This window comes from Anaerostipes caccae L1-92, from assembly GCF_014467075.1.
Taxonomy (GTDB): Bacteria; Bacillota; Clostridia; order Lachnospirales; family Lachnospiraceae; genus Anaerostipes; species Anaerostipes caccae.
In genome coordinates, this window is record NZ_AP023027.1 from 2645529 (window position 1) to 2665881 (window position 20353).

Here is a 20353-nt window from a genome sequence, read left to right on the forward strand (position 1 = left end):
TTATTTCCCACCGTCTTTTCCTTTGTATATCTGCAGTTCTAAGAAGTATCTGTCTTTTGGCTGTTTTCCGAAATAAAAGTCTGTTTCTACTATTAATAGATCTTCTGGCTGGTTTTTTGTCTCTGCCTTTTCATCGATTCTGGTGTCCTCAGATACGCTGCACTCATAAGTTCCCTCCGGCAGACTGAAAATCCCGGGATCTTTTACATCTGTCTGCTGTATCTCCAGGAAGATATAAGATTTGGCTTCTCCCCCTTTTCTATGATGTATGATACCCTGCTGATAAAAAACCGTCAGCTCCAACTTTTGGGACAGCGAATATAATTTTGTCACTTCACTCATATACGCTTTATCATCCGTGGACGGGTGATTCCAAGGCAGCGCTATGACCATTCTCTCCCCAATATATTTGCTGTAACTGTCACTGCCCTTATTCCGTATTTCCTCGGCTCCCCTGATCCGCCGTTCCAGCCCGTCTATCTGGAACAGTGTGTCCTGTATCCTTTTGGCTTTTTCCTCTGCTTTTTTCCTTCCGTCTTTCAGCAGTCCTTTCATATCTAAATGACCCTCTTCATCCATATACTCCTGCATCTGTTTCAATGGAATGTCCAGCCCAAGGCACAGCAGGATCATATCAAGCATGAGCATCTGCTCAATTGAATAATATCGGTAACCGGTATCGGGATTTATATATGCAGGCTTTAGTATACCGAGGCGGTCATAATATCTCAGAGATTTAATGCCGACTCCTTTCATCTTGGAGACTTCCCCGATTGTCAAATATTCTTTCATTTAATTCCTCCTTGACTCTCCCATGATGGGATACTTTATACTTTTATTATAACAAAAATTTGGAGGTTATTTTATAATGAACAAACATAAATTTTATCAGTTTGTGATACCGTCAGTCTGTGCATCTATGGTAACCGGATTGTATTTTGTGGTTGATGGTATCTTTGTAGGCCGCGGGGTCGGTTCAAACGGTCTTGGCGCCATTAATTTAGCAGTTCCCTTTATATGTATTTTGACTGCAGTTGCCATGATGATCGCTATGGGAGGATCAACCATTACATCCATCTTCATTGGTCAGGGAAATGAACAAAAAGCTCTGCGCTCATTTATGAACAGCATTTATCTGGTGTTGATATTTTCAGCTTTTATGACAGTGTTCAGCTTTTTGTTTTCAGACCAGATTGCCAGGCTCTTAGGGGCACGCGGAGATCTTCTATCTCTTACATCCGATTATCTCCGGTACTATATTTTATTCGGAATCTTCTTCTGCATGGCTATGGTACTAGCAGCGTTTGTGCGGAATGACGGAAACCCGAAACTGGGACTGGCCGGTATGGCGGCCGGAGCTTTGAGCAATGTCTTTCTCGACTGGCTGTTTATCTTTGTCTTTCATATGGGAATCCACGGAGCGGCCGTCGCTTCCGGTCTCGGGCAGGTAATTTCCTGTATGATTATGCTTCCTCATTTTATTCATGGGAAAGGAAGGCTGAAGCTAAAGCTTCTTCCTATAGAACAATATTACACTTCAGAGATCCTGAGACGGGGGATACCGGAACTGATCACTCAGATGAGCCAGCCGGTCACCATCTTCTGCTATAATCTGATCGTCATACGTTATCTTGGAAACATCGGGGTATCTGCTTTTTCCGTAGTATGTTATCTTTTAACACTGGTCTTCTCCGTATTTATCGGCGTTTCTGACGGGATACAGCCGTTGATCAGCCGTTCCGCCGGAGAGGGAAAGAAAGAACTGGAACGCTGCTTCCTCAAAAAAGGTATCGCCGTAAACTTTCTTCTTGCTTTCCTCCTGTATGCCGTACTGCTCTTGTTTGGAGAACCGGTCATTCACATCTTTAACCGGGAACCGGCGCTGGTAAAGCTTGCCGGTGAGAGTTTATCTGTCTACGGAGTCTCCTTTTTGTTTGCGGCAGTCAATATGATCTTTACTACTTACCATCTGGCGTCCAAAAGGACATTCAAAGCCCTGACGATAGCCTCACTGAGAAGTTTCATCATAAATGTCGCATTTATCTTTCTCATGCCTGCAGTCTTTGGCAGGCAGGCCCTCTGGACCGGAATTATCGCAGCAGAATGTACAGTGACCTTCATCGCTGTTCTCATGATGAAAAAAACATCTGATTCTCATACCTGCAGTGCAGCGGCCGCAGAAAACTGAATTCCAACGAAACCTGTATTAGGACAAAAAAATCCATGGAACCTTTCGATTCCATGGATTTTAATTCATTTCTTATAAAATTCCGCCGATACTTAAGAATAACGGTGCGAATACTAAAGCTACGATCGTCATTAACTTGATCAAAATGTTGATTGACGGTCCTGATGTATCTTTGAAAGGATCACCTACAGTGTCACCGACAACGGCTGCTTTATGGGCATCGCTGCCTTTTCCTCCGTGATGTCCTTCTTCAATATACTTCTTCGCATTATCCCAGGCTCCTCCGGCATTTGCCATGAAGATCGCCATCATAACTCCAGATGCCAAAGATCCTACTAATAATCCTCCGAGAGCTTCCACTCCTAAGAGAACACCGATGATCAACGGGGCAATGATTGCCATAACACCCGGAAGAAGCATTTCTTTTAATGCTGCTGATGTAGAAATCTCAACACAGTTCTTATAGTCCGGTTTTCCTTTTCCTTCGAGGATTCCCGGAATCTCTTTGAACTGACGGCGTACTTCCACGATCATTTCGTTTGCTGTCTTACCAACAGACTGCATGGTGAACGCTGAGAACAAGAACGGAAGCATTCCTCCGATCAGCACACCTACGATAACTTTCGGATCCAGACAGTTGATTGTTGTCAGGTCAACAGCCTGTGAATAAGCAGAGAACAGAGCCAATGCGGTTAATGCTGCTGAACCGATGGCGAATCCTTTACCCATAGCCGCTGTTGTATTACCTACTGCATCAAGTTTATCTGTAATCTTACGCACAGATTCGTCTAACTCAGCCATCTCTGCGATACCGCCGGCATTATCCGCAATCGGTCCGTAAGCATCGACTGCTACGGTAATACCTGTTGTGGAAAGCATACCTACCGCCGCGAGAGCGATTCCATATAAACCTGCAAACTGATATGCAACGATAACCGCGATACTGATGAAGATGATCGGGAATGCTGTGGATTCCATTCCCACTGCAAGTCCTGAAATAATCGTTGTCGCAGATCCTGTCTCAGACTGATCAGCGATCTTCTTAACTGCGCCGTAGTCACTGGATGTGTAGAACTCAGTTAATTTACCGATAATATTACCAACCAGGACACCGCCAAGGATTGCCCAGAAAGTATCCAGGTTTCCGAAGAACTGACGGCTTAAGAAGAATGCCGCAATCAAAACGATGACACTTGAGAAGTATGTACCTCCGTCCAGTGCCCTGTGCGGATTCTGACTCTTCGTATTTACTACAAAAATAACACCGAGGATTGATGCTGCAATACCAATCGCTGCGAGTACCAGCGGATAAACGGCACCTTTTACGCTGAACGCTACAACACCGATGGTAATGGCAGATACGATAGATCCGACATAAGATTCATATAAGTCGGCACCCATTCCTGCTACGTCACCTACGTTGTCACCTACGTTGTCAGCGATAACTGCCGGGTTTCTCGGATCATCTTCCGGGATACCTGCTTCTACTTTACCTACAAGGTCAGCTCCGACGTCAGCGGCTTTTGTATAAATACCGCCGCCTACACGGCCGAACAATGCCACAGAGGATGCTCCCAAACTGAATCCTGTCAGTACGCTGACATCTCCAGTCACCTTGTAAACCATAGTAACACCGAACAGTCCAAGACCTACCACAGTAAGTCCCATAACGGCACCGCCGGAAAATGCGATGGATAAAGCTTTGCTCATCCCGCCTGATCTTGCTGCCTCTGCAGTCCTTACGTTTGCTTTTGTTGCTGTATGCATCCCGATAAATCCTGCAAGAGCAGAAAAACATGCTCCCACTAAAAAGCATACTGCTGATACCCAGCTCTGAATTCCAAGGCCGATCAATACAAATACTACAATACAAAATACTACAAGCAGCTTGTATTCTGCCCTTAGAAATGCATGGGCTCCTTCGTTGATCGCTCCGGCGATTTCTTTCATCTGGTCATTTCCTTCATCCGCACCTTTTACTTTCGTCATCAGTGCAAATGCAACAACCAGAGATAAGATTCCGGCTGCAATCGCAATGTACATTTCCATTGTCCAATCTCCTTTCATTTCCTCATAATATATGAATTTGAGTTTATGACTTTTAGTCACGTTTTAATATTATACCAAAGTCATTTCAAGAATACAATATTTCAATTAAAAAAAGACTGGAAGAGAGGCTCCTCTTCCAGACGTAACATTTATTTGATTTCCACAATCCATCCATGGGTATCTTCGATTTTGCCCAGCTGGATTCCGCTCACAGTGTCATAGAGTTTGTGGCTTAATTCGCCGATTCCTCCGTCTTTTACCTGCATGATCTCATCTCCCCAGCGCAGTTTGCCAACCGGTGAGATGACGGCCGCGGTTCCGGTTCCCCAAACTTCTTCCAAAATTCCTGCTTTGTGGGCTTCATAGATCTCATCTATGGAAATCCGCTTTTCTTCTACCTCATATCCCCACTCTTTGCAGAGTTGTATTACTGAATCTCTGGTAATACCCGGCAGAATACTTCCGTTTAGTTTCGGAGTCACTACCTTGCCGCCGATCTTGAAGAAGATGTTCATAGCTCCTACTTCTTCTATATACTTTCTTTCCACTCCGTCCAGCCAGAGTACCTGGGAATATCCTTCATCATGTGCTTTCACCTGGGATAAAATGCTGGCCGCATAATTGCCCCCGGTCTTGGCTTCTCCGATTCCTCCGCGTACAGCTCTTACGTAGTCATCTTCGATCCAGATGCTGACAGGGTCCAGTCCTTCCGGATAGTAAGGTCCTACCGGTGACAGAATGATAATGAACTGATAGTATCTGGAAGTCTTCAGGCCCAAAAACGGATCTGTACCGATAATAAACGGACGGATGTATAAAGAATGGTCCGGTTCACTCGGAATCCAGTCCTTGTCCAGCGCAACTAACTGCTCAATCGCCTGGATGTAGTCTTCTTCCGGGATTTCCGGAATACACAGCCTGTCAGATGAACGGTTAGATCTCTTTGCGTTCATGTCCGGGCGGAATAAATTCACGTTTCCGTTTTCTGAATTATATGCCTTCAGCCCTTCAAAAACACCCTGTCCGTAATGAAAGATCGTTGCAGCCGGAGACAATGTGAGATCAGCATAGGGAACGATGCGCGGATCATACCATCCCTTTTCCTCATCATAGTCCATCACAAACATGTGATCTGTAAAAATGGTCCCAAACAGAAGCGGATCATCTTTTCCCGGTTTTTCTTTCGGACACTGTGTCTTTTCAACTTTGATATCTAACATGTTATCTCTTCCTTCCTGTTATATGTAGTTTTTCATTAAGTTTTATTATGAAACTTTTTGAATCTTCTGTCAATCGTCATTCCGTCTCTGATACTTCAAAAATACATATTCAAGGTCAAAATAAGTCTGTTCTTCACTTTCTTTTACAATCTCCCACTCTTTTCGTGCGTCAAGATCCGGAAAATATGTGTCTGCATCATAGGCATAGTCGAGTCTGGTAACATAGGCCGTATCACAGTAAGGAAGCATCATCCGGTATATACTCTCGCCCCCGATGATAAAGATGTCTTCATCCGCATATTGTTTAAGTTCTTCAAACAGTTCGTCCTCGCTGTGGACCACAATGGCTCCCCGGCCGTCGTAGTCCTGATCTGTCGTCAGGACGATGTTCGTCCTTTTTGGAAGAGGCATGCCGTTTGGAAAACTCTCCAATGTCTTTCTTCCCATCACTACGACTTTTCCTGTCGTCGTCTGCCGGAACATCTTCATGTCATTTGGGATATGAACCAAAAGCTGGTTTTCCCTGCCGATCCCCCAGTTTTTGTCCGCATTCACAATCAAATTCATATTTCTCTCCTATATGGCAATGGGGATATCCTTAATCTGCTCCCCTGCTTTGTAATCTTCTATCTTAAAGTCATCCAGAGTAAACTCATAAAAGTCTTTCACATCGGGATTCATGGAAAACTTCGGTGCATCATAAACCGGGCGCTTAATCAGTTCCTCTATGATCGGAATGTGCCGGTCGTAGATATGTGCGTCAGCGATCACATGGACAAACTCTCCCGGCTCCATGCCGCATACCTGTGCCAGCATATAGAGCAGAACCGAGTACTGGACTACGTTCCAGTTATTCGCCGCCAGAATGTCCTGAGATCTTTGATTTAGGATGCCGTTCAGAACAAGCTTTTCATGGCCCGGTTTCTTGGTCACGTTAAATGTCATGCTGTAAGCACACGGATAAAGGTTCATCTCATGCAGGTCCTGATGAACGTAAATATTCGTCATGATCCTGCGGCTGTATGGATTGTTCTTTAAGTCGTAGATCACCCTGTCTACCTGATCCATCATGCCTTCCGCATACTGATGCTTTACCCTCATCTGATAGCCGTATGCCTTACCGATGGATCCGTCTTCGTCTGCCCATTCATCCCACACATGACTCTTTAAATCATGGATATTGTTTGACTTCCTCTGCCAGATCCAGAGCAGTTCGTCTACAGCAGACTTGACAAATGTCTTCCTCAGTGTCAGCGCCGGAAACTCCTTTGACAGGTCATAACGGTTCACAACGCCAAACTGCTTGATCGTATAAGCCGGTGTGCCGTCCGGCCATTTGGGCCTGACCTTTTCTCCCTCTGTGCTGGTTCCATTTTCTAAAATATCTCTGCACATGTTGATGAACAGAGTATCTGCGTAACTCATGATTCTTTTCCCTCTCTTTCTCTTCTGTCAAGTTCTTCTTTTATCTGTTCTTCTTCCTTCTCACTGTTTATCGTCAGCATCTCGATCCTTCGCTGGAAGAATGCAATCTTCCGGTCAAAGATCCCCAGCTTATATAGATTATACACAAAGATACCCAGAATTAAAGCAAGAAGCATGCCTCCAATGCCCGAGAGCTTTAAGCCGATATAAATCAAAAACAAAGTGGCAAGGGGTGAAATCCCCATACTGTCTCCCATCATCTTAGGCTGAAGCACCTGTTTGGTCACAAGACAGATCACATAGATGATCAGCAGTATAATGGCGGTCTTAATATCTCCTGTGAGGATCTTGTAGAGTGCCCAAGGGATGATCGCCGTCCCGGTCCCAAGAATCGGCAGCACATCAAGAATCGCGATCACAACGGCCAGGAAAAATGCATAGCTGATCCCCGCAAGGATAAAGCCGATCCAGAGAATCGCAACTATGATGACCATGATCTTTACCTGTGCCCAGCAGTAGCTTGCCAAAACTCCCAGTGTATTGTGGTAAAAGATACCGATCTTATGACGGACCATCTTTGGAACGTGCTTTTCATATCCCTGCACAATCTTATCCTTATCCACGATAAACAAATATGAGGCAAAGAACATAACCACCGTTCCGATAAATCCGCTGGTCATGCCTTTGGCCACATTGCCGGAATGTTCCATGCCGTAATTCCCGATGGCACTCACTGCCTTGTCCAGCACCTTGTCCGTGGAACCGAGCATCGTATCAAACTTTACTCCCATTCCATATGGCAGAGAATCCAGAAGGTGCACTGCCTGTTCTTTCAGATTCATCAGCTGTGTCTGGACCGTCTCCCTCAGATCCGGAAGATTGGCCGCAAAGCCCACGATCTGGGCGGCCAGCTGGCTGACAATAAATGAGATCAGTGCGATCAGGCCTGCAATCACCGCAATAATGATCAGTGCCGAGCCGAATCTCTTCGGAAGACTGATCTTGTCTTCCAAAAACGCAATCACCGGATGGGCCAGCATCGCCACAATCCAAGCAGCCACAAAGGGCCATAAGAATCCGATGCACTTAGGCAGGACAAAGATCAGAAGAAAGGCCCCTCCCGCGATCACTATAAGTTCCATGAATATTTCCAGATATATTTCCCAACGTCTCATCTTTCATCACCCCAGCTTTTTAATTATTTACATTATAAAGTAACGTTCTCCGGATGACAAGGTCACAGTCCCTCCGGATGTAAAATTCACACTTTCGACATAAATACATTCTGCCCTTTTTCATAATAGTAAATCCGGTCAGACAATATCTCACCGTCATCCACCACGGTACGGTTTACTTCTTTCACCAGTTCCGAGAGGGCCGCAGGATCACTTCCTTCCTTTTCAGGCACAAGCAGAACCTCATGGATACTGCTGGGAAGAATATAAAATCCACCTTTAATCTGATCGGAAAAACTGTCGAGAATTCCTTCATAGAGGACAGTTCCCGCACCATTGAGTCCCTCTTCATTGGTCAGGACAAACAGCTCTCCTGCCGCATCCATCTGAGGAAATAACTCCTCCATAGGCCGGAGCAGGGGCGGAAAAACTCTCTTTGTATTTGCTTTTGCATCTTTCATGAGCTGATCCTTTGTGATGCCCCATAAGTCAAGATCCTGATTGCGGATCAGAGCACTGGCCATCCCATTCTTGTCATGGTGGGCAAACCACCGGTAAGTCACGGCCAGATCCTCGATTCTCTCACAGGGACAGTCCTTTAACTGTTCTTTGTTCTTCTCATAATTTACAAGACGGAAAAACAGCAGATCCCTCATGTGGCTGTAATCCCTGTAAAGGGAAGCATCGATCGGACTGTCTGCCCTGCTGTCCTCATAGACCGCACCTATCCTGCATAGGATCTCTCCCAGGTCTGCTCCCTCCCGGTAGTCCTCATAATAGGAATCTAAATAAATGATAGGCTGGCAGACTTCTTCTCCTTTTCCGATACAGAGGCCGTTTAAACTGATGTTATTGTTCTTTGTCACCTGCCGGATGGAGGCCTGCTTTTCCTCCGGGTCCTTCACATACTCCAGTATGTGTTCTTCTACATAAGTTAAAAACTCTGGTCTGGTCAACATAACCGTCTCCTTCCTTGCTGAAACGGAAGTCTACGTCATACCCCTCCCCGTATATTCCATATTTTAGAAATAATTACATTATTATCTTAACTCAAAGTTTTTAAAAAAGCAAGCAGTACCGGGAAATTTTCCGTGACCTGCCTGCTTTATCCTATGGCCTTATTTGTTTTTTCAAAAACTTCACCAGAGTCTGCATCTCATCATCTGTGCCGATCGTAATTCTTAAATAATTGTCAATTCTGGGCTTGTCAAAATACCGGACATATATTTTTTCTCTCTTTGCTGCTTCGAATAATTCTTTGGCCGGAATAGATTCGTGTGATGCAAAGACAAAATTTGCCTTGGAATCCGCAAATGCAAATCCCAGATTTCTAAGTTCCTCCTGAAACCATTCTCTGGTATTTATAATCTTTTCTCTTGTCTTTTGGAAATATTTTTCATCCTCGATCGCCGCCTTCCCCATAACAATGGCCGGCTCGTTCATCGTGTAAGAATTAAAGGAATACTTCACATCGTTCATAGCCTTGATCAGCTCTTTATTTCCCATGGCATATCCTATCCTGAGCCCAGCAAGAGAGCGGGATTTAGAGTATGTCTGTACGACCAGCAGATTATCATATTCAGGGATAAGGCTTCTCGCGCTCTCACCCCCAAAGTCGATGTAAGCCTCGTCCACGATCACAAGAACATCTCTGTTATGATCTAAAATATCCCTGACTGTCTCCAATTCTAAAAGAGCCCCTGTCGGCGCATTGGGATTCGGAAAGATCACTCCCCCGTTTTCTCCGTAATAATCTCCGGCATGTATGCCGAACTCTTCATCCAATGCTTTGGTCTCATACGGGATCTGAAACAGGCCGGCCCAGACATCATAAAAAGAATAGGTAATGTCCGGGAAAAACACCGGCTTTCCGGAATTAAAAAATGTCAGAAAAGCGATGGCTAAAACGTCATCTGAGCCGACTCCGACGAAGACTTCGTCCCGATTCAGACCGTAGTAGGAACTGATCGCTTCTGTGAGATCCGCCGCTGCCGGGTCCGGATATTTTCTCAGATGTTTAATATGGTTCATCGCTTCTAAAACTTTCGGAGAAGGAGGATATGGATTCTCATTGGTATTCAGCTTGATCACACCGTCCTCTTTCGGCTGTTCTCCCGGGGTATACGGGACTACATTTCTTATATTATCTCTCCAAGATTTCATTTTAATTCTCCTTGTATTCATCGATCAGTTTCTGAAACAGGGGCAGCGCCTTCTCAATCCTTTCCGTAGGTACACAGTAGGAAATCCGTACATAACCCGGACATCCAAAGCTGTCCCCCGGAACCATCAGCAGGTCATACTTCTTTGCCCGCTCACAAAATGCGTTGGCGTCCGGTTCCAAAGCCTTGGGGAACAGGTAAAATGCCCCTCCCGGCTCCACACACTCGTAGCCCATATCCGTCAAGGCATTATAAAATAAGTCTTTGTTTGCCTGATATACGGACAGGTCTGCCGTGAGATCAGCACAGTCGCCGACTACCTTCTGATATAAAGCGGGCACACTCACATAAGAAAGCAGCCTTCCTGAAGCGATAAACACGGGCAGAAGATCCGCATAATCTTCCGCCTCACACGGTGCGATGATATAGCCGATCCTCTCTCCGGGAATAGAAAGGGATTTGCTGAAAGAATAACAGACTAATGTGTTGTCATAATATTTCGGAACGTGGGGAAGTTCTATTCCGTCATAGACGATCTCCCTGTATGGTTCGTCGGATATGATATAAATGCTGTGGCCTGTCTCTTTCTGCTTCTCTGTGAGAAGCTCCGCAAGCCTCTGAATCGTCTCCCTGGAATAAACGGCTCCGGAAGGATTGTTCGGAGAATTGATCAGCACAGCCTTGGTGTGCACATTGATGGCAGACTTAAGCCTTTCAAAATCAATCTGGAATGTCTCAGTCTCAGCCGGAATCACGGTAAGCTTACATCCGGCTCCCTCGGCATATACCTGGTATTCGGGGAAATAAGGCGCAAAGGTGATGATCTCATCCTCCGGCCCGTCCACCAGACTTTTAAAACAAATGCCCACAGCCGCCGCAGCGCCAATCGTCATGAAAATATTATCCGCGCTGTAAGCCGTGTCAAACCTTTTGTTCAGTGACTTTGCCACTGCATCCCTTACCTCAAATATGCCCGCATTGCTTGTATATCCATGGACTGCCACCGGATCGCCGCTCTCTATGTACTTCATGGCCGTCTCATCCACTTCCTTCGGGGCAGGAACCGATGGGTTTCCTATGCTGAAATCGAATACGTTTTCAGCTCCTACTTCTTTTGCCCTCTCCATGCCGAATTCAAAAATATCCCGGATCACGGAGTGCTGCTTCGATAACTCTAATACTTTTTTTGATAACATAAATCCCACTCTTTCTTTCGTATGTTCACAAAAAGGCAGTACGCATCATCAGCCGTACCGCCTTTGGTTTCAAACAATATTTAACCGATCACGTCGCTCATATCATACATGCCGGCCGGTTTGCCCGCCAGGTAGATAGCCGCGCTGACTGCCCCTTTTCCAAAGATTGCTTTGGAGTAGGCCGTGTGATGAAATTCAATGACTTCATCCTGTCCGGCAAAGATCACATCGTGCTGTCCGACTATGGTCCCTCCGCGGACCGCCGAAATGCCGATCTCTTTTTTCGGACGCCTGATCCTTCTCTGGCTTCGGTCATAAACATACTCATACTCGTTGTGAAGCGCTTCATTGACTGCGTCTGCCAGCGCAAGGGCAGTTCCTGACGGTGCGTCTACTTTCAGTTTATGGTGCTTCTCTACGATATCAATATCAAAATCCGCATCTGCCAGCACCTTTGCTGCCGTATTCACAAGCTTTAATAAAACATTAACCCCAAGAGACATGTTGGCAGACCTTAAAATTGCGGTCTTTTTGCTTGTCTCCTCGACTTTTTTTAACTGTTCTTCACTCAGACCCGTCGTACATAAGACAAGCGGTATCTGCTTTTCAGCCACATAGCTTAACAGCCGGTCCGTGGCTTTGGATGAGGAAAAATCAATGATTACATCGACATCCACATTGCAGTCTTCCAGATTTTTAAATACCGGATACGGATTGTGTCCGTCGTCTTTAAAGTCTATTCCCGCCGCCATGACCGCACTTTCGGATTCTTCGATGATCCCGCTGATCACCTGTCCCATAGCACCGTTGCAGCCGTGCATCATTACTTTTATCATTTGTGCCGCTCCTTAAAGAATTCCTACATTTTTCATAGATTCGATGAGTTCCTGTGCGTGATCTTCTTCCATCTCTGTGAGAGGCCTTCTCACTGCGTTGGCTCCGAATCCCAGCTCTGCCATAGCTCTTTTTACAGGGATTGGGTTTACTTCACAGAACAGTTTATGGATCACGTCCATATACTTCATCTGAAGTTCCTGGCTGCCCTTTACGTCTCCGTTTAAGAACTTCATGACCATATCATGGGTCTCCTGCGGTGCGATGTTGGACAAAACAGAGATCACACCCTTACCTCCGAGAGATAAGACCGGAAGGATCTGGTCGTCATTTCCGGAATACATGTCAAGTTCTCCGTCTGTCAGATAGAGGGCATCCGCAACCTGTGAAAGATTGCCGCTGGCTTCCTTCATACCTACAATGTTCTCCACTGATTTGAAGATCTTTGCCGTCGTCTCAGGCTGAATGTTCACTCCGGTCCTTCCCGGGATATTATACATAATGATAGGAATGTTTACAGAATTACCTATGCTCGTGTAATACTCGACCAATCCTGCCTGTGTGGCTTTGTTATAGTATGGAGTTACAACTAAAAGCCCGTCGCTTCCGACTCTCTCCGACTCCCTGGCGAGATAAAGGGCTTCGTCTGTGCAATTAGCACCTGCCCCGGCAATGACCGGAACCCGTTTGTTGACACAGGAAACACATGCGGCAACGACCTCGATCTGCTCCTTGTGAGACATCGTAGAAGCTTCCCCTGTGGTCCCGCAGATGATGATGCTGTCGGTGCCGTGATTAATCTGATCGTCAATGACCCTCTCAAGCTGGTCATAGTCTACTGATAAGTCTTCTTTCATCGGCGTGATCAATGCAACGCCGGCTCCGGTAAATATAGCCATATACATTCCTCCTAATCTCTTATGTAATCTTATGATTCTTTAATTGTGTTAATGCAGTAGATGTCATCCACCCAGTCCTTCAAAGAATCAGGCAGTCTTCTTCCTGTCATAATGACTTCCAGTTCCTCGTCCCTTCCGGAGACCAGGGCTACCAGTTCCTCCTCAGAAAGAAGTCCAAGATCTAAAAGTCCGAGTACCTCATCAAGCACTAAGACATCGCACTGTCTGGTGTCAATGACCTTCTTCGTATAACAGAGGCCGTTGCCGATGAAATGCTCCTGCTCTTTCTTCTGTTCAGGTGTCAGATCCATATAGTGCTGTTCATACTTCTCAAAACTGAACAGCTGAATCTCTGGTTCCAGGCGTCTTATAAAGCTGATCTCCTCCGTGTCTTTTCCTTTCAGGAATTGAACAATAATGACTTGCTTCCCCTGTCCTGCTGCTTTGATGCAGTGGCCTAAGGCCGACGATGTCTTCCCTTTGCCCTGGCCGCAGTAAACTTCCACTCGTCCTTTCATCTTTTCACCTCAAAGAATCTTCCTTTAGTAATATCGCTTTATTATATCACCATTCCGGCAAAAAATCCATACTTTATCTATCGCGCTGATTTCCCTGTCATGTCCTGTAAAACAGGGAGTTTTACTCTTCTTCCGGGACCTTCATTTCCAGTTTGTTCACAGAAACTTCATATGCAGTCCTCTTTACGACTTCAAATTCACTGATCCGCTTCTGGTACTCACGGCTCTGAATCCTTCCCACAAGTTCAATCCTGGCGCCGATTTCTAAACTCCCCGCAAATCTGGCATTCCTTCCCCAACAGATACAAGGGATATAATCGGATTTCCCGTAAGAACGGTTCACAGCCAGCAGGATGTCACAGATCTCTCTTCCGAGGGGTGTCATCCGGTAAACCGGCTGCTTACATATAAACCCGTCCAGCTGGATCTGGTTCGGCTTCACGTCTTCCATGGAATCTAGGAATTCCAAATCCCTTACGAAGACGGATAAAATCAAATGGTTATGGTTTTCTTCATGTTTGTTATACGACCGGAACTGACCGAAAGCCCTGAGATATTTGCCCCGGCAGTCCTTTGTAACGTCCACTAAACGTTCGGAAATCATCAATGGTATTTCATCAGTCGCTTCGCTTAACCTGTTTACTAAAAGTTTGACCATATAAAAACCTTCGCCAAAAATCTCATGGCTGTATTCAAAGGTGGATATAATCTCGCCCGCTACCTCCACTTGATTATTATTGATTCCTTTTTCTGTCATACTTTTTCTCCCTTCTTGTATCAATTCGTGTACTATACAGAGTATTCTAAACTGACAACAATTAGAAGAAAAATCCTTCGACAAAATATTCGGAAGGTTTTGACATTATTGTTTCTTATACGCCTGTCTTTTTCTCATCGTAGGGTCCAGAATTTTTTTTCGGATTCTGATATTTTCCGGAGTGATCTCCAGGAGTTCATCGGTGTCGATAAACTCTAAGGCCTGCTCCAGGCTTAAAATTTTCGGCGGCGAAAGCTTTAAAGCATCGTCGGAACCCGATGCACGGGTATTGGTGAGCTTTTTCGTTCTGCACACGTTCACCTCAACGTCCTCGGCTTTTCCGTTCTGCCCGATGACCATGCCGCTGTAAACCTTCTCTCCGGCTCCCACGAACAGCGTTCCTCTCTCCTGGGCCGCAAATAATCCGTAGGTCACAGTCTCCCCTGTTTCATACGCGATCAGGGAACCCTGCTTGCGGTATTGAATATCTCCCTTATAAGGTCCATAACCGTCGAATACTGTATTTAAAATGCCGTTTCCCTTGGTATCTGTCAAAAATTCTCCCCGGTATCCGATCAAACCTCTGGACGGAATAGAGAATTCAAGCCTTGAATAACCGCCTTTGGCAGAACTCATACCCTGAAGTTCACCCTTTCTCTGGCTTAATTTATCGATGACGGCTCCGGCAAACTCTTCCGGCACGTCAACTACGGCGATCTCCATCGGTTCCAGCTTTTTGCCTTTCTCATCTTCCTTATAGAGGACTTCCGCTTTACTCACTGCAAACTCATAACCCTCACGGCGCATGTTCTCGATCAGAACGGATAAATGGAGCTCTCCACGGCCGGATACTTTATAACTGTCTGTGGTATCGCTTTCCTCTACCCTTAAACTGACATCCGTATTCAATTCACGGAACAGCCTGTCCCTTAAATGCCTGCTGGTGACAAACTTTCCTTCCTGTCCGGCCAAAGGACTGTCATTGACCATGAACTGCATAGCAATCGTAGGCTCTGAGATTTTCTGGAACGGGATCGCAGCCGGCTCATCCATGTCACAGATCGTATCCCCGATATGAATGTCTGAAATTCCGGAAATGGCAACAATAGAACCGATGCCTGCCTCTTTCACATCCACTTTGTTAAGACCCTCGAATTCATATAACTTGGTGATGCGGACCTTTTGCTGTTTCTCTTCTTCATGGGCATTTACAACCATATACTCCTGGTTTACCTTGATAGAACCATTGTCCACTTTGCCGACTCCGATCCTTCCCACATATTCATTGTAGTCAATGGTACTGATCAATACCTGAGTCGGTTTCTCCGGATCTCCCTCCGGCGCCTCAATGTGTTCAATGATAGTGTCGAACAGCGGCTTCATATCTTTCTTCTCATCGGAAAGATCGGCAACCGCATATCCGCCCTTTGCGGACGCGAAGACAAACGGACAGTCCAGCTGCTTGTCGTCTGCGTCCAGTTCCATCAGTAATTCCAGTACTTCATCCACCACTTCATCAGGCCTTGCTTCCGGACGGTCTACTTTATTGACACAGACGATCACAGACAAGTCCAATTCCAGCGCTTTTTTTAATACAAACTTTGTCTGTGGCATAGGGCCTTCAAAGGCGTCTACTACAAGAACCACTCCGTTTACCATCTTTAACACACGCTCTACTTCGCCGCCGAAGTCAGCATGTCCCGGAGTATCAATAATATTGATCTTTACATCGTTATAGCGCACGCCGGTATTCTTTGACAAAATCGTGATACCGCGTTCCCTCTCAATATCGTTAGAGTCCATGACTCTTTCTTCTACTTCCTGATTTTCACGGAAGATACCGCTCTGTTTTAATAACTCATCCACCAATGTGGTCTTTCCATGATCTACATGGGCAATAATCGCAATATTTCTAATATCTTCTCTTACCATCTTTTACTCACTTTCCTTTAAAAAACGTCAACTTTTGTAGTTTAGCACATTCAGATATAAGATTCAAATATTACTCTCATTGTTTCCCAATGTAATTCCCTCATTCATTCTTTATTTCGTTCCGAAAATACGATCGCCGGCATCGCCGAGTCCCGGCAGAATGTATCCGTTTTCATTTAATCCCCTGTCTATCTCCCCACAGTAGATCTGAATGTCAGGATGTGCCTCCGACAGGCGTTTTACTCCTTCAGGCGCTGCTATGATGGAGACAAACTTTATCTGCTTTCCGCCCTTTTTTTTCACAAACTGAACCGCCGCATCCGCAGATCCTCCGGTTGCCAGCATGGGATCTACGATCAGGATCATGCGCTGGTCGATCCCTTCCGGCAGTTTGCAGTAATATTCTTTGGGTTCCAGAGTCTCTTCGTCTCTGTACATACCCACATGTCCTACTTTAGCAGACGGCACCAGGGACAGAATCCCTCCGGTCATGCCGAGTCCTGCCCTGAGAATCGGGACCAGAGCAAGCTTCTTTCCTTTAATAATCGGTGCCGTGGTTGTCTCCATCGGTGTCTTGATCTCGATTTCTTCCATCTCCAGATCCCTGAGCACCTCATAACCCATGAGCATAGAAATTTCTTCCACCAGTGCCCTGAATTCCTTGGTCTTGCACGTTTCATCCCTTAACTGGGAAATCTTATGTTTGATTAACGGATGGCTAAAAACAGTTACATTTTCGTTCATAACAGTTTCCTTTCTGTATCTTCTGTAGTTTCTGATAAAAATTTTATCACAAACAGGCCCACATAGAAATCCTTTCTATTCTATTTCTATTATGGTATGATATTTTCACGAATATGCTAAGAAAGGAACCTGATCTTCATGAATCATTTTGAGTTGATCAACCGATTATATAAAGAACAGATTTTGTCAAAAGAAGATTTTATACGCCTGATTGAACACAGGACAGCAGAGGATGCCGAATATCTTGCATCCCTGGCCCGGAAAGAAGCTCAGAAAATATATGGCACCGGAGTTTTCCCAAGGGGGCTCATTGAATTTACCAACTACTGCAAAAATGACTGCTTATACTGCGGTATCCGCCGTTCCAACCCAAATGTCAGCCGTTACCGTTTGACTGAGGAGCAGATTCTCTCCGCATGTGAAAGCGGATATGAGCTTGGATACCGAAGTTTTGTCCTTCAGGGAGGTGAAGACCCTTATTTTCATGATGAGCGTATGGTCTCTATTGTCTCCGCCATGCGCAAATCCTATCCAGACTGCGCTATCACCCTGTCCCTTGGGGAACGCTCACCGGAAAGCTACCAGGCTCTCTTTGAGGCGGGAGCCAACCGTTATCTCCTGCGCCATGAGACAGCCACCGAGGAGCACTATCAAAAACTTCATCCCGAAGCGATGTCACTGGCCCGCCGCAAGCAGTGCCTGTGGGACTTAAAAAAAGCCGGCTTTCATGTCGGTACCGGCTTTATGGTAGGTGCCCCCGGACAGACGGCTGCCCATCTGGCTGAAGATCTTCTGTTTATCAAAGAGCTGAATCCTAAAATGGTAGGGATCGGGCCGTTCATCCCTCATCACGATACACCGTTTAAGGACGAGCCGTCCGGCACAGCGGACCTCACAACTTATATGATCAGCATCCTGCGCCTGATGAATCACCATCTCCTGCTGCCTTCCACCACGGCACTTGGAACAATTGATCCGAACGGCCGTGAAAAAGGAATCCTGGCCGGTGCAAATGTGGTTATGCCGAATCTCTCCCCGATTGATGTCAGGAAAGATTATGCTCTCTACGACAACAAGATCTGCACTGGAGATGAGGCCGCCGAATGCGTAGGCTGTCTCGGACGCAGGATGGAAAGCATCGGTTATCACCTGGAATTTAGCCGCGGAGATTACCGGGAATATTTATAAATCCTGTCTCCCCTTCCGTTCGGCAGTTTCTTGCCGAATTTCCTATGGCTCCCGCATGATATAATGATTTATTTCCTCTTGCTGTTAAAGTGCCGCAATTACTGTCACAGCGATGATTGCGCTCAACTGCAGATTCACATTGAAGGACCAGCTCTCTGTTCAATGGTGATAGAGATACTCGAAGGCCTGTTCGTCTCCGCCTTTTGCCCTCTCTACATAAGGGCACAGCTTTTCATAAATATTATCTCTCTACATCCTACTACTCCTGTGTATTCTGCTTGTTACTATAAATTAATTATTCCCGAAACAAGATGCAAAAAACTGGAAATAAGTCTGCAAACATGGAGTTTCTTTTGTAGTGCCGTCTCTAACGGATTCTTAAAAAAGCCTGATAAACATCCACGGCCCCAAATCCCCATTCCCTGTTTGGATAATTTCGGTCCGGATCTCTCCTGGCTCCGCGGATCAGATAATTTTTCAGTCTCAGCGTGTTCATGATCAAGTCATTTTCTTTGACCTGACCCCACTCCAACAGCAGTGCCGCAAGACCCGCGACCACTGCCCCTGAAATACTGGCGCCCGTCTTCATCCCAAACCTGTTCCTTGGAAGGACTCCGATCACATTGACACCCGGCGCCGAAAAATCTGGCTGTATGGTCATGGTCCTGGGATATCCCCTTCCGCTTTCGATAAAAAAACTGTTATTGCTCTGATTATAAGTGGAAGGAGTAATGACCGGTGCCGCGTTTCCCGGTGCAGTCAGTGTATTATACGGTGTGGATTCCAAAAAATAAGTCTCATCGGTGATAAAATTCCGTATGGGAAGCCACATGTCAAACTCCCTGCTCCCTACATTTTCGTCTGTGACATGAACCTTCCATATTCCCTCTGCCGGGGCACGGAATCTCATGCGGATAAAAGGCGAACCAGTGGATATGTCAATGGTAAAATAATCTACGATGAGACTCGTCTGTTCCAGCAGAAATGTGATATTTCTTCTGCCCTTGTAGCCTCCTGATATTACACCGGTTCTCTGGCCGGAGGGCGATTCGATGTCCACAAAAAACTGGTTTGGCTGAAAGCCCCACAGTTCCGCCGTAAATCCATATTCCCCCGGTCCCACCTTTATTTCCACCACAACCTCTCCATCTGAGAGAGTACCCGCATAGTGATGTTTGGCCTGCCCTTCATTTCCCCCGGTCACAACGATCGCAATTCCCGGCTGGTATGCCAGGGCTGAAATCTGCCTGGCCAGCGGTGAAGTTCCGGTGTGGGAAGAAAGATTGGTCCCAAGTCCCAGATAGATCACAACCGGCATATTAAGTTCATCTGCCTTCTCCAGAACATAGCGGATCGCCAGCATGATATCTGATTCTGCATATACTTCCTTTGAAGGGTCAATACAGTAATATTCTTTCAGGTAGCTTTTTGCCTGTTTCAGTTTTACCACCACCAGCTCGGACCCTGGTGCGATCCCTGAAAAATTCTCTTCCTGTACTTCATTTCCCGCGATCATGCCTGCAAGAAATGTCCCATGCCCCGACGTATCCTGGCTCGGAACAATCTCCAGGGGATCTTCTGCCTGCAACGCCTCATCAATCTGCTCTTTTGTATATTCTGTCCCATATCCATAAGGCATTGGAGGATCTTCTCCCTGTATCGTCTGATCCCACATATATTGAATCTTTGTAGTCTGATTTCCCAGCTGGAACACAGTATTGGTATAGTCGATCCCTGTATCTATGACTGCTGCCAGGACTCCCTGTCCCGTAAGATCCAGCCCCGACCGCTGCACCTGGGCCGCCCCGGTCTCCTCCAGAACCTGCATATCCATGAGGCCGTAGCACCTGGGAATTGCATTTCCCGAAAAATTGGAGACAGGGGAAGCAGCCGCCTGCTGCTCATCTACATAGACGATCGCATATTGAAAATTCACCTGAGTGATGCAGTCTGTGTGATAAAAGTCCCGAAGTTCATTCGGACTGGTCCTGAATCCGGAAATAAAATCGCGGTAATTTTCATTGACTGCCGCACCAATGCAAGCATCCGGCATAAAATTCTCCCTA

General features: G+C 46.0%; 18 protein-coding genes. 2 read left to right on the forward strand and 16 right to left on the reverse strand.

Annotated elements, in window-relative coordinates; genetic code table 11:
• Entirely contained in the window at positions 1-792 is a 792-nt protein-coding gene (locus ANCC_RS12895; protein ID WP_006565562.1) for a MerR family transcriptional regulator, read from the reverse strand.
• Positions 793-868: 76 nt separating this feature from the next.
• Between ANCC_RS12895 and ANCC_RS12900 the strand changes: the two genes are divergently transcribed.
• Complete coding sequence (locus ANCC_RS12900) at positions 869-2188, forward strand: MATE family efflux transporter (protein ID WP_006565563.1); 1320 nt, start codon at positions 869-871, stop codon at positions 2186-2188.
• Positions 2189-2260: 72 nt separating this feature from the next.
• On the opposite strand, the gene ANCC_RS12905 is transcribed toward ANCC_RS12900, so the two are convergent.
• From ANCC_RS12905 to upp, 14 genes are all read right to left on the reverse strand, one after another.
• Positions 2261-4237, reverse strand: coding sequence for a sodium-translocating pyrophosphatase (locus tag ANCC_RS12905; protein WP_039946117.1), 1977 nt, complete (start codon positions 4235-4237; stop codon positions 2261-2263).
• A gap of 149 nt (positions 4238-4386) precedes the next feature.
• Positions 4387-5457 carry a branched-chain amino acid aminotransferase gene (locus ANCC_RS12910; RefSeq protein WP_006565565.1) on the reverse strand — a complete coding sequence of 357 codons (1071 nt, stop codon included), beginning with the start codon at positions 5455-5457 and terminating at the stop codon, positions 4387-4389.
• 69 nt (positions 5458-5526) lie between these two features.
• A complete protein-coding gene (locus ANCC_RS12915; protein ID WP_006565566.1) occupies positions 5527-6024 on the reverse strand; it encodes a dihydrofolate reductase in 498 nt (165 codons plus the stop codon).
• A gap of 9 nt (positions 6025-6033) precedes the next feature.
• On the reverse strand, positions 6034-6882 hold the full coding sequence (thyA, locus tag ANCC_RS12920) for a thymidylate synthase (protein WP_006565567.1): 849 nt from the start codon (positions 6880-6882) through the stop codon (positions 6034-6036).
• Positions 6879-8057 carry a sporulation integral membrane protein YtvI gene (gene ytvI, locus ANCC_RS12925; protein ID WP_006565568.1) on the reverse strand — a complete coding sequence of 393 codons (1179 nt, stop codon included), beginning with the start codon at positions 8055-8057 and terminating at the stop codon, positions 6879-6881. Before ytvI ends, thyA begins: the two co-directional genes overlap by 4 nt.
• An 86-nt stretch (positions 8058-8143) precedes the next feature.
• Entirely contained in the window at positions 8144-9016 is an 873-nt protein-coding gene (locus ANCC_RS12930; RefSeq protein WP_006565569.1) for a DUF5688 family protein, read from the reverse strand.
• Positions 9017-9167: 151 nt separating this feature from the next.
• Positions 9168-10220 (reverse strand): histidinol-phosphate transaminase, encoded by a 1053-nt coding sequence (gene hisC, locus ANCC_RS12935; protein WP_039946118.1) that lies wholly within the window; start codon positions 10218-10220, stop codon positions 9168-9170.
• A 1-nt stretch (position 10221) separates the two neighbouring features.
• Positions 10222-11415: a pyridoxal phosphate-dependent aminotransferase gene (locus tag ANCC_RS12940; RefSeq protein ID WP_006565571.1), complete on the reverse strand. Its 1194-nt coding sequence runs from the start codon at positions 11413-11415 to the stop codon at positions 10222-10224.
• An 80-nt stretch (positions 11416-11495) separates the two neighbouring features.
• Positions 11496-12251 carry a 4-hydroxy-tetrahydrodipicolinate reductase gene (gene dapB, locus ANCC_RS12945; protein WP_006565572.1) on the reverse strand — a complete coding sequence of 252 codons (756 nt, stop codon included), beginning with the start codon at positions 12249-12251 and terminating at the stop codon, positions 11496-11498.
• 12 nt (positions 12252-12263) lie between these two features.
• Positions 12264-13148 carry a 4-hydroxy-tetrahydrodipicolinate synthase gene (dapA, locus tag ANCC_RS12950; protein ID WP_009290753.1) on the reverse strand — a complete coding sequence of 295 codons (885 nt, stop codon included), beginning with the start codon at positions 13146-13148 and terminating at the stop codon, positions 12264-12266.
• Positions 13149-13177: 29 nt separating this feature from the next.
• Positions 13178-13666, reverse strand: coding sequence for a cob(I)yrinic acid a,c-diamide adenosyltransferase (locus ANCC_RS12955; protein WP_006565574.1), 489 nt, complete (start codon positions 13664-13666; stop codon positions 13178-13180).
• Positions 13667-13787: 121 nt separating this feature from the next.
• The gene (locus ANCC_RS12960; protein WP_006565575.1) at positions 13788-14423 is read right to left on the reverse strand and encodes a single-stranded DNA-binding protein; all 636 of its coding nucleotides are present in this window, start codon (positions 14421-14423) and stop codon (positions 13788-13790) included.
• A gap of 105 nt (positions 14424-14528) precedes the next feature.
• The gene (gene typA / locus ANCC_RS12965; protein ID WP_006565576.1) at positions 14529-16355 is read right to left on the reverse strand and encodes a translational GTPase TypA; all 1827 of its coding nucleotides are present in this window, start codon (positions 16353-16355) and stop codon (positions 14529-14531) included.
• A 111-nt stretch (positions 16356-16466) separates the two neighbouring features.
• The gene (gene upp / locus ANCC_RS12970; protein ID WP_006565577.1) at positions 16467-17099 is read right to left on the reverse strand and encodes a uracil phosphoribosyltransferase; all 633 of its coding nucleotides are present in this window, start codon (positions 17097-17099) and stop codon (positions 16467-16469) included.
• A gap of 138 nt (positions 17100-17237) precedes the next feature.
• Here upp and hydE point away from each other — a divergent pair, with 138 nt between their 5' ends.
• Entirely contained in the window at positions 17238-18287 is a 1050-nt protein-coding gene (hydE, locus tag ANCC_RS12975; protein WP_006565578.1) for a [FeFe] hydrogenase H-cluster radical SAM maturase HydE, read from the forward strand.
• 367 nt (positions 18288-18654) lie between these two features.
• On the opposite strand, the gene ANCC_RS12980 is transcribed toward hydE, so the two are convergent.
• The gene (locus ANCC_RS12980; protein WP_006565579.1) at positions 18655-20340 is read right to left on the reverse strand and encodes a S8 family peptidase; all 1686 of its coding nucleotides are present in this window, start codon (positions 20338-20340) and stop codon (positions 18655-18657) included.
• Positions 20341-20353: the final 13 nt, after the last annotated feature.

Bases quoted from the DNA above. Each gene is read 5' to 3' on its own strand.
- hydE (WP_006565578.1), top strand. From the start codon at position 17,238: ATGAATCATTTTGAGTTGATCAACCGATTATATAAAGAACAGATTTTG.
- thyA (WP_006565567.1), bottom strand. From the start codon at position 6,882: ATGAGTTACGCAGATACTCTGTTCATCAACATGTGCAGAGATATTTTA.
- upp (WP_006565577.1), bottom strand. From the start codon at position 17,099: ATGAACGAAAATGTAACTGTTTTTAGCCATCCGTTAATCAAACATAAG.
- ANCC_RS12980 (WP_006565579.1), bottom strand. From the start codon at position 20,340: ATGCCGGATGCTTGCATTGGTGCGGCAGTCAATGAAAATTACCGCGAT.
- ANCC_RS12930 (WP_006565569.1), bottom strand. From the start codon at position 9,016: ATGTTGACCAGACCAGAGTTTTTAACTTATGTAGAAGAACACATACTG.
- ytvI (WP_006565568.1), bottom strand. From the start codon at position 8,057: ATGAGACGTTGGGAAATATATCTGGAAATATTCATGGAACTTATAGTG.
- ANCC_RS12900 (WP_006565563.1), top strand. From the start codon at position 869: ATGAACAAACATAAATTTTATCAGTTTGTGATACCGTCAGTCTGTGCA.
- ANCC_RS12960 (WP_006565575.1), bottom strand. From the start codon at position 14,423: ATGACAGAAAAAGGAATCAATAATAATCAAGTGGAGGTAGCGGGCGAG.
- dapA (WP_009290753.1), bottom strand. From the start codon at position 13,148: ATGGCTATATTTACCGGAGCCGGCGTTGCATTGATCACGCCGATGAAA.
- ANCC_RS12895 (WP_006565562.1), bottom strand. From the start codon at position 792: ATGAAAGAATATTTGACAATCGGGGAAGTCTCCAAGATGAAAGGAGTC.
- dapB (WP_006565572.1), bottom strand. From the start codon at position 12,251: ATGATAAAAGTAATGATGCACGGCTGCAACGGTGCTATGGGACAGGTG.
- ANCC_RS12910 (WP_006565565.1), bottom strand. From the start codon at position 5,457: ATGTTAGATATCAAAGTTGAAAAGACACAGTGTCCGAAAGAAAAACCG.
- typA (WP_006565576.1), bottom strand. From the start codon at position 16,355: ATGGTAAGAGAAGATATTAGAAATATTGCGATTATTGCCCATGTAGAT.
- ANCC_RS12955 (WP_006565574.1), bottom strand. From the start codon at position 13,666: ATGAAAGGACGAGTGGAAGTTTACTGCGGCCAGGGCAAAGGGAAGACA.
- ANCC_RS12915 (WP_006565566.1), bottom strand. From the start codon at position 6,024: ATGAATTTGATTGTGAATGCGGACAAAAACTGGGGGATCGGCAGGGAA.
- ANCC_RS12905 (WP_039946117.1), bottom strand. From the start codon at position 4,237: ATGGAAATGTACATTGCGATTGCAGCCGGAATCTTATCTCTGGTTGTT.
- hisC (WP_039946118.1), bottom strand. From the start codon at position 10,220: ATGAAATCTTGGAGAGATAATATAAGAAATGTAGTCCCGTATACCCCG.
- ANCC_RS12940 (WP_006565571.1), bottom strand. From the start codon at position 11,415: ATGTTATCAAAAAAAGTATTAGAGTTATCGAAGCAGCACTCCGTGATC.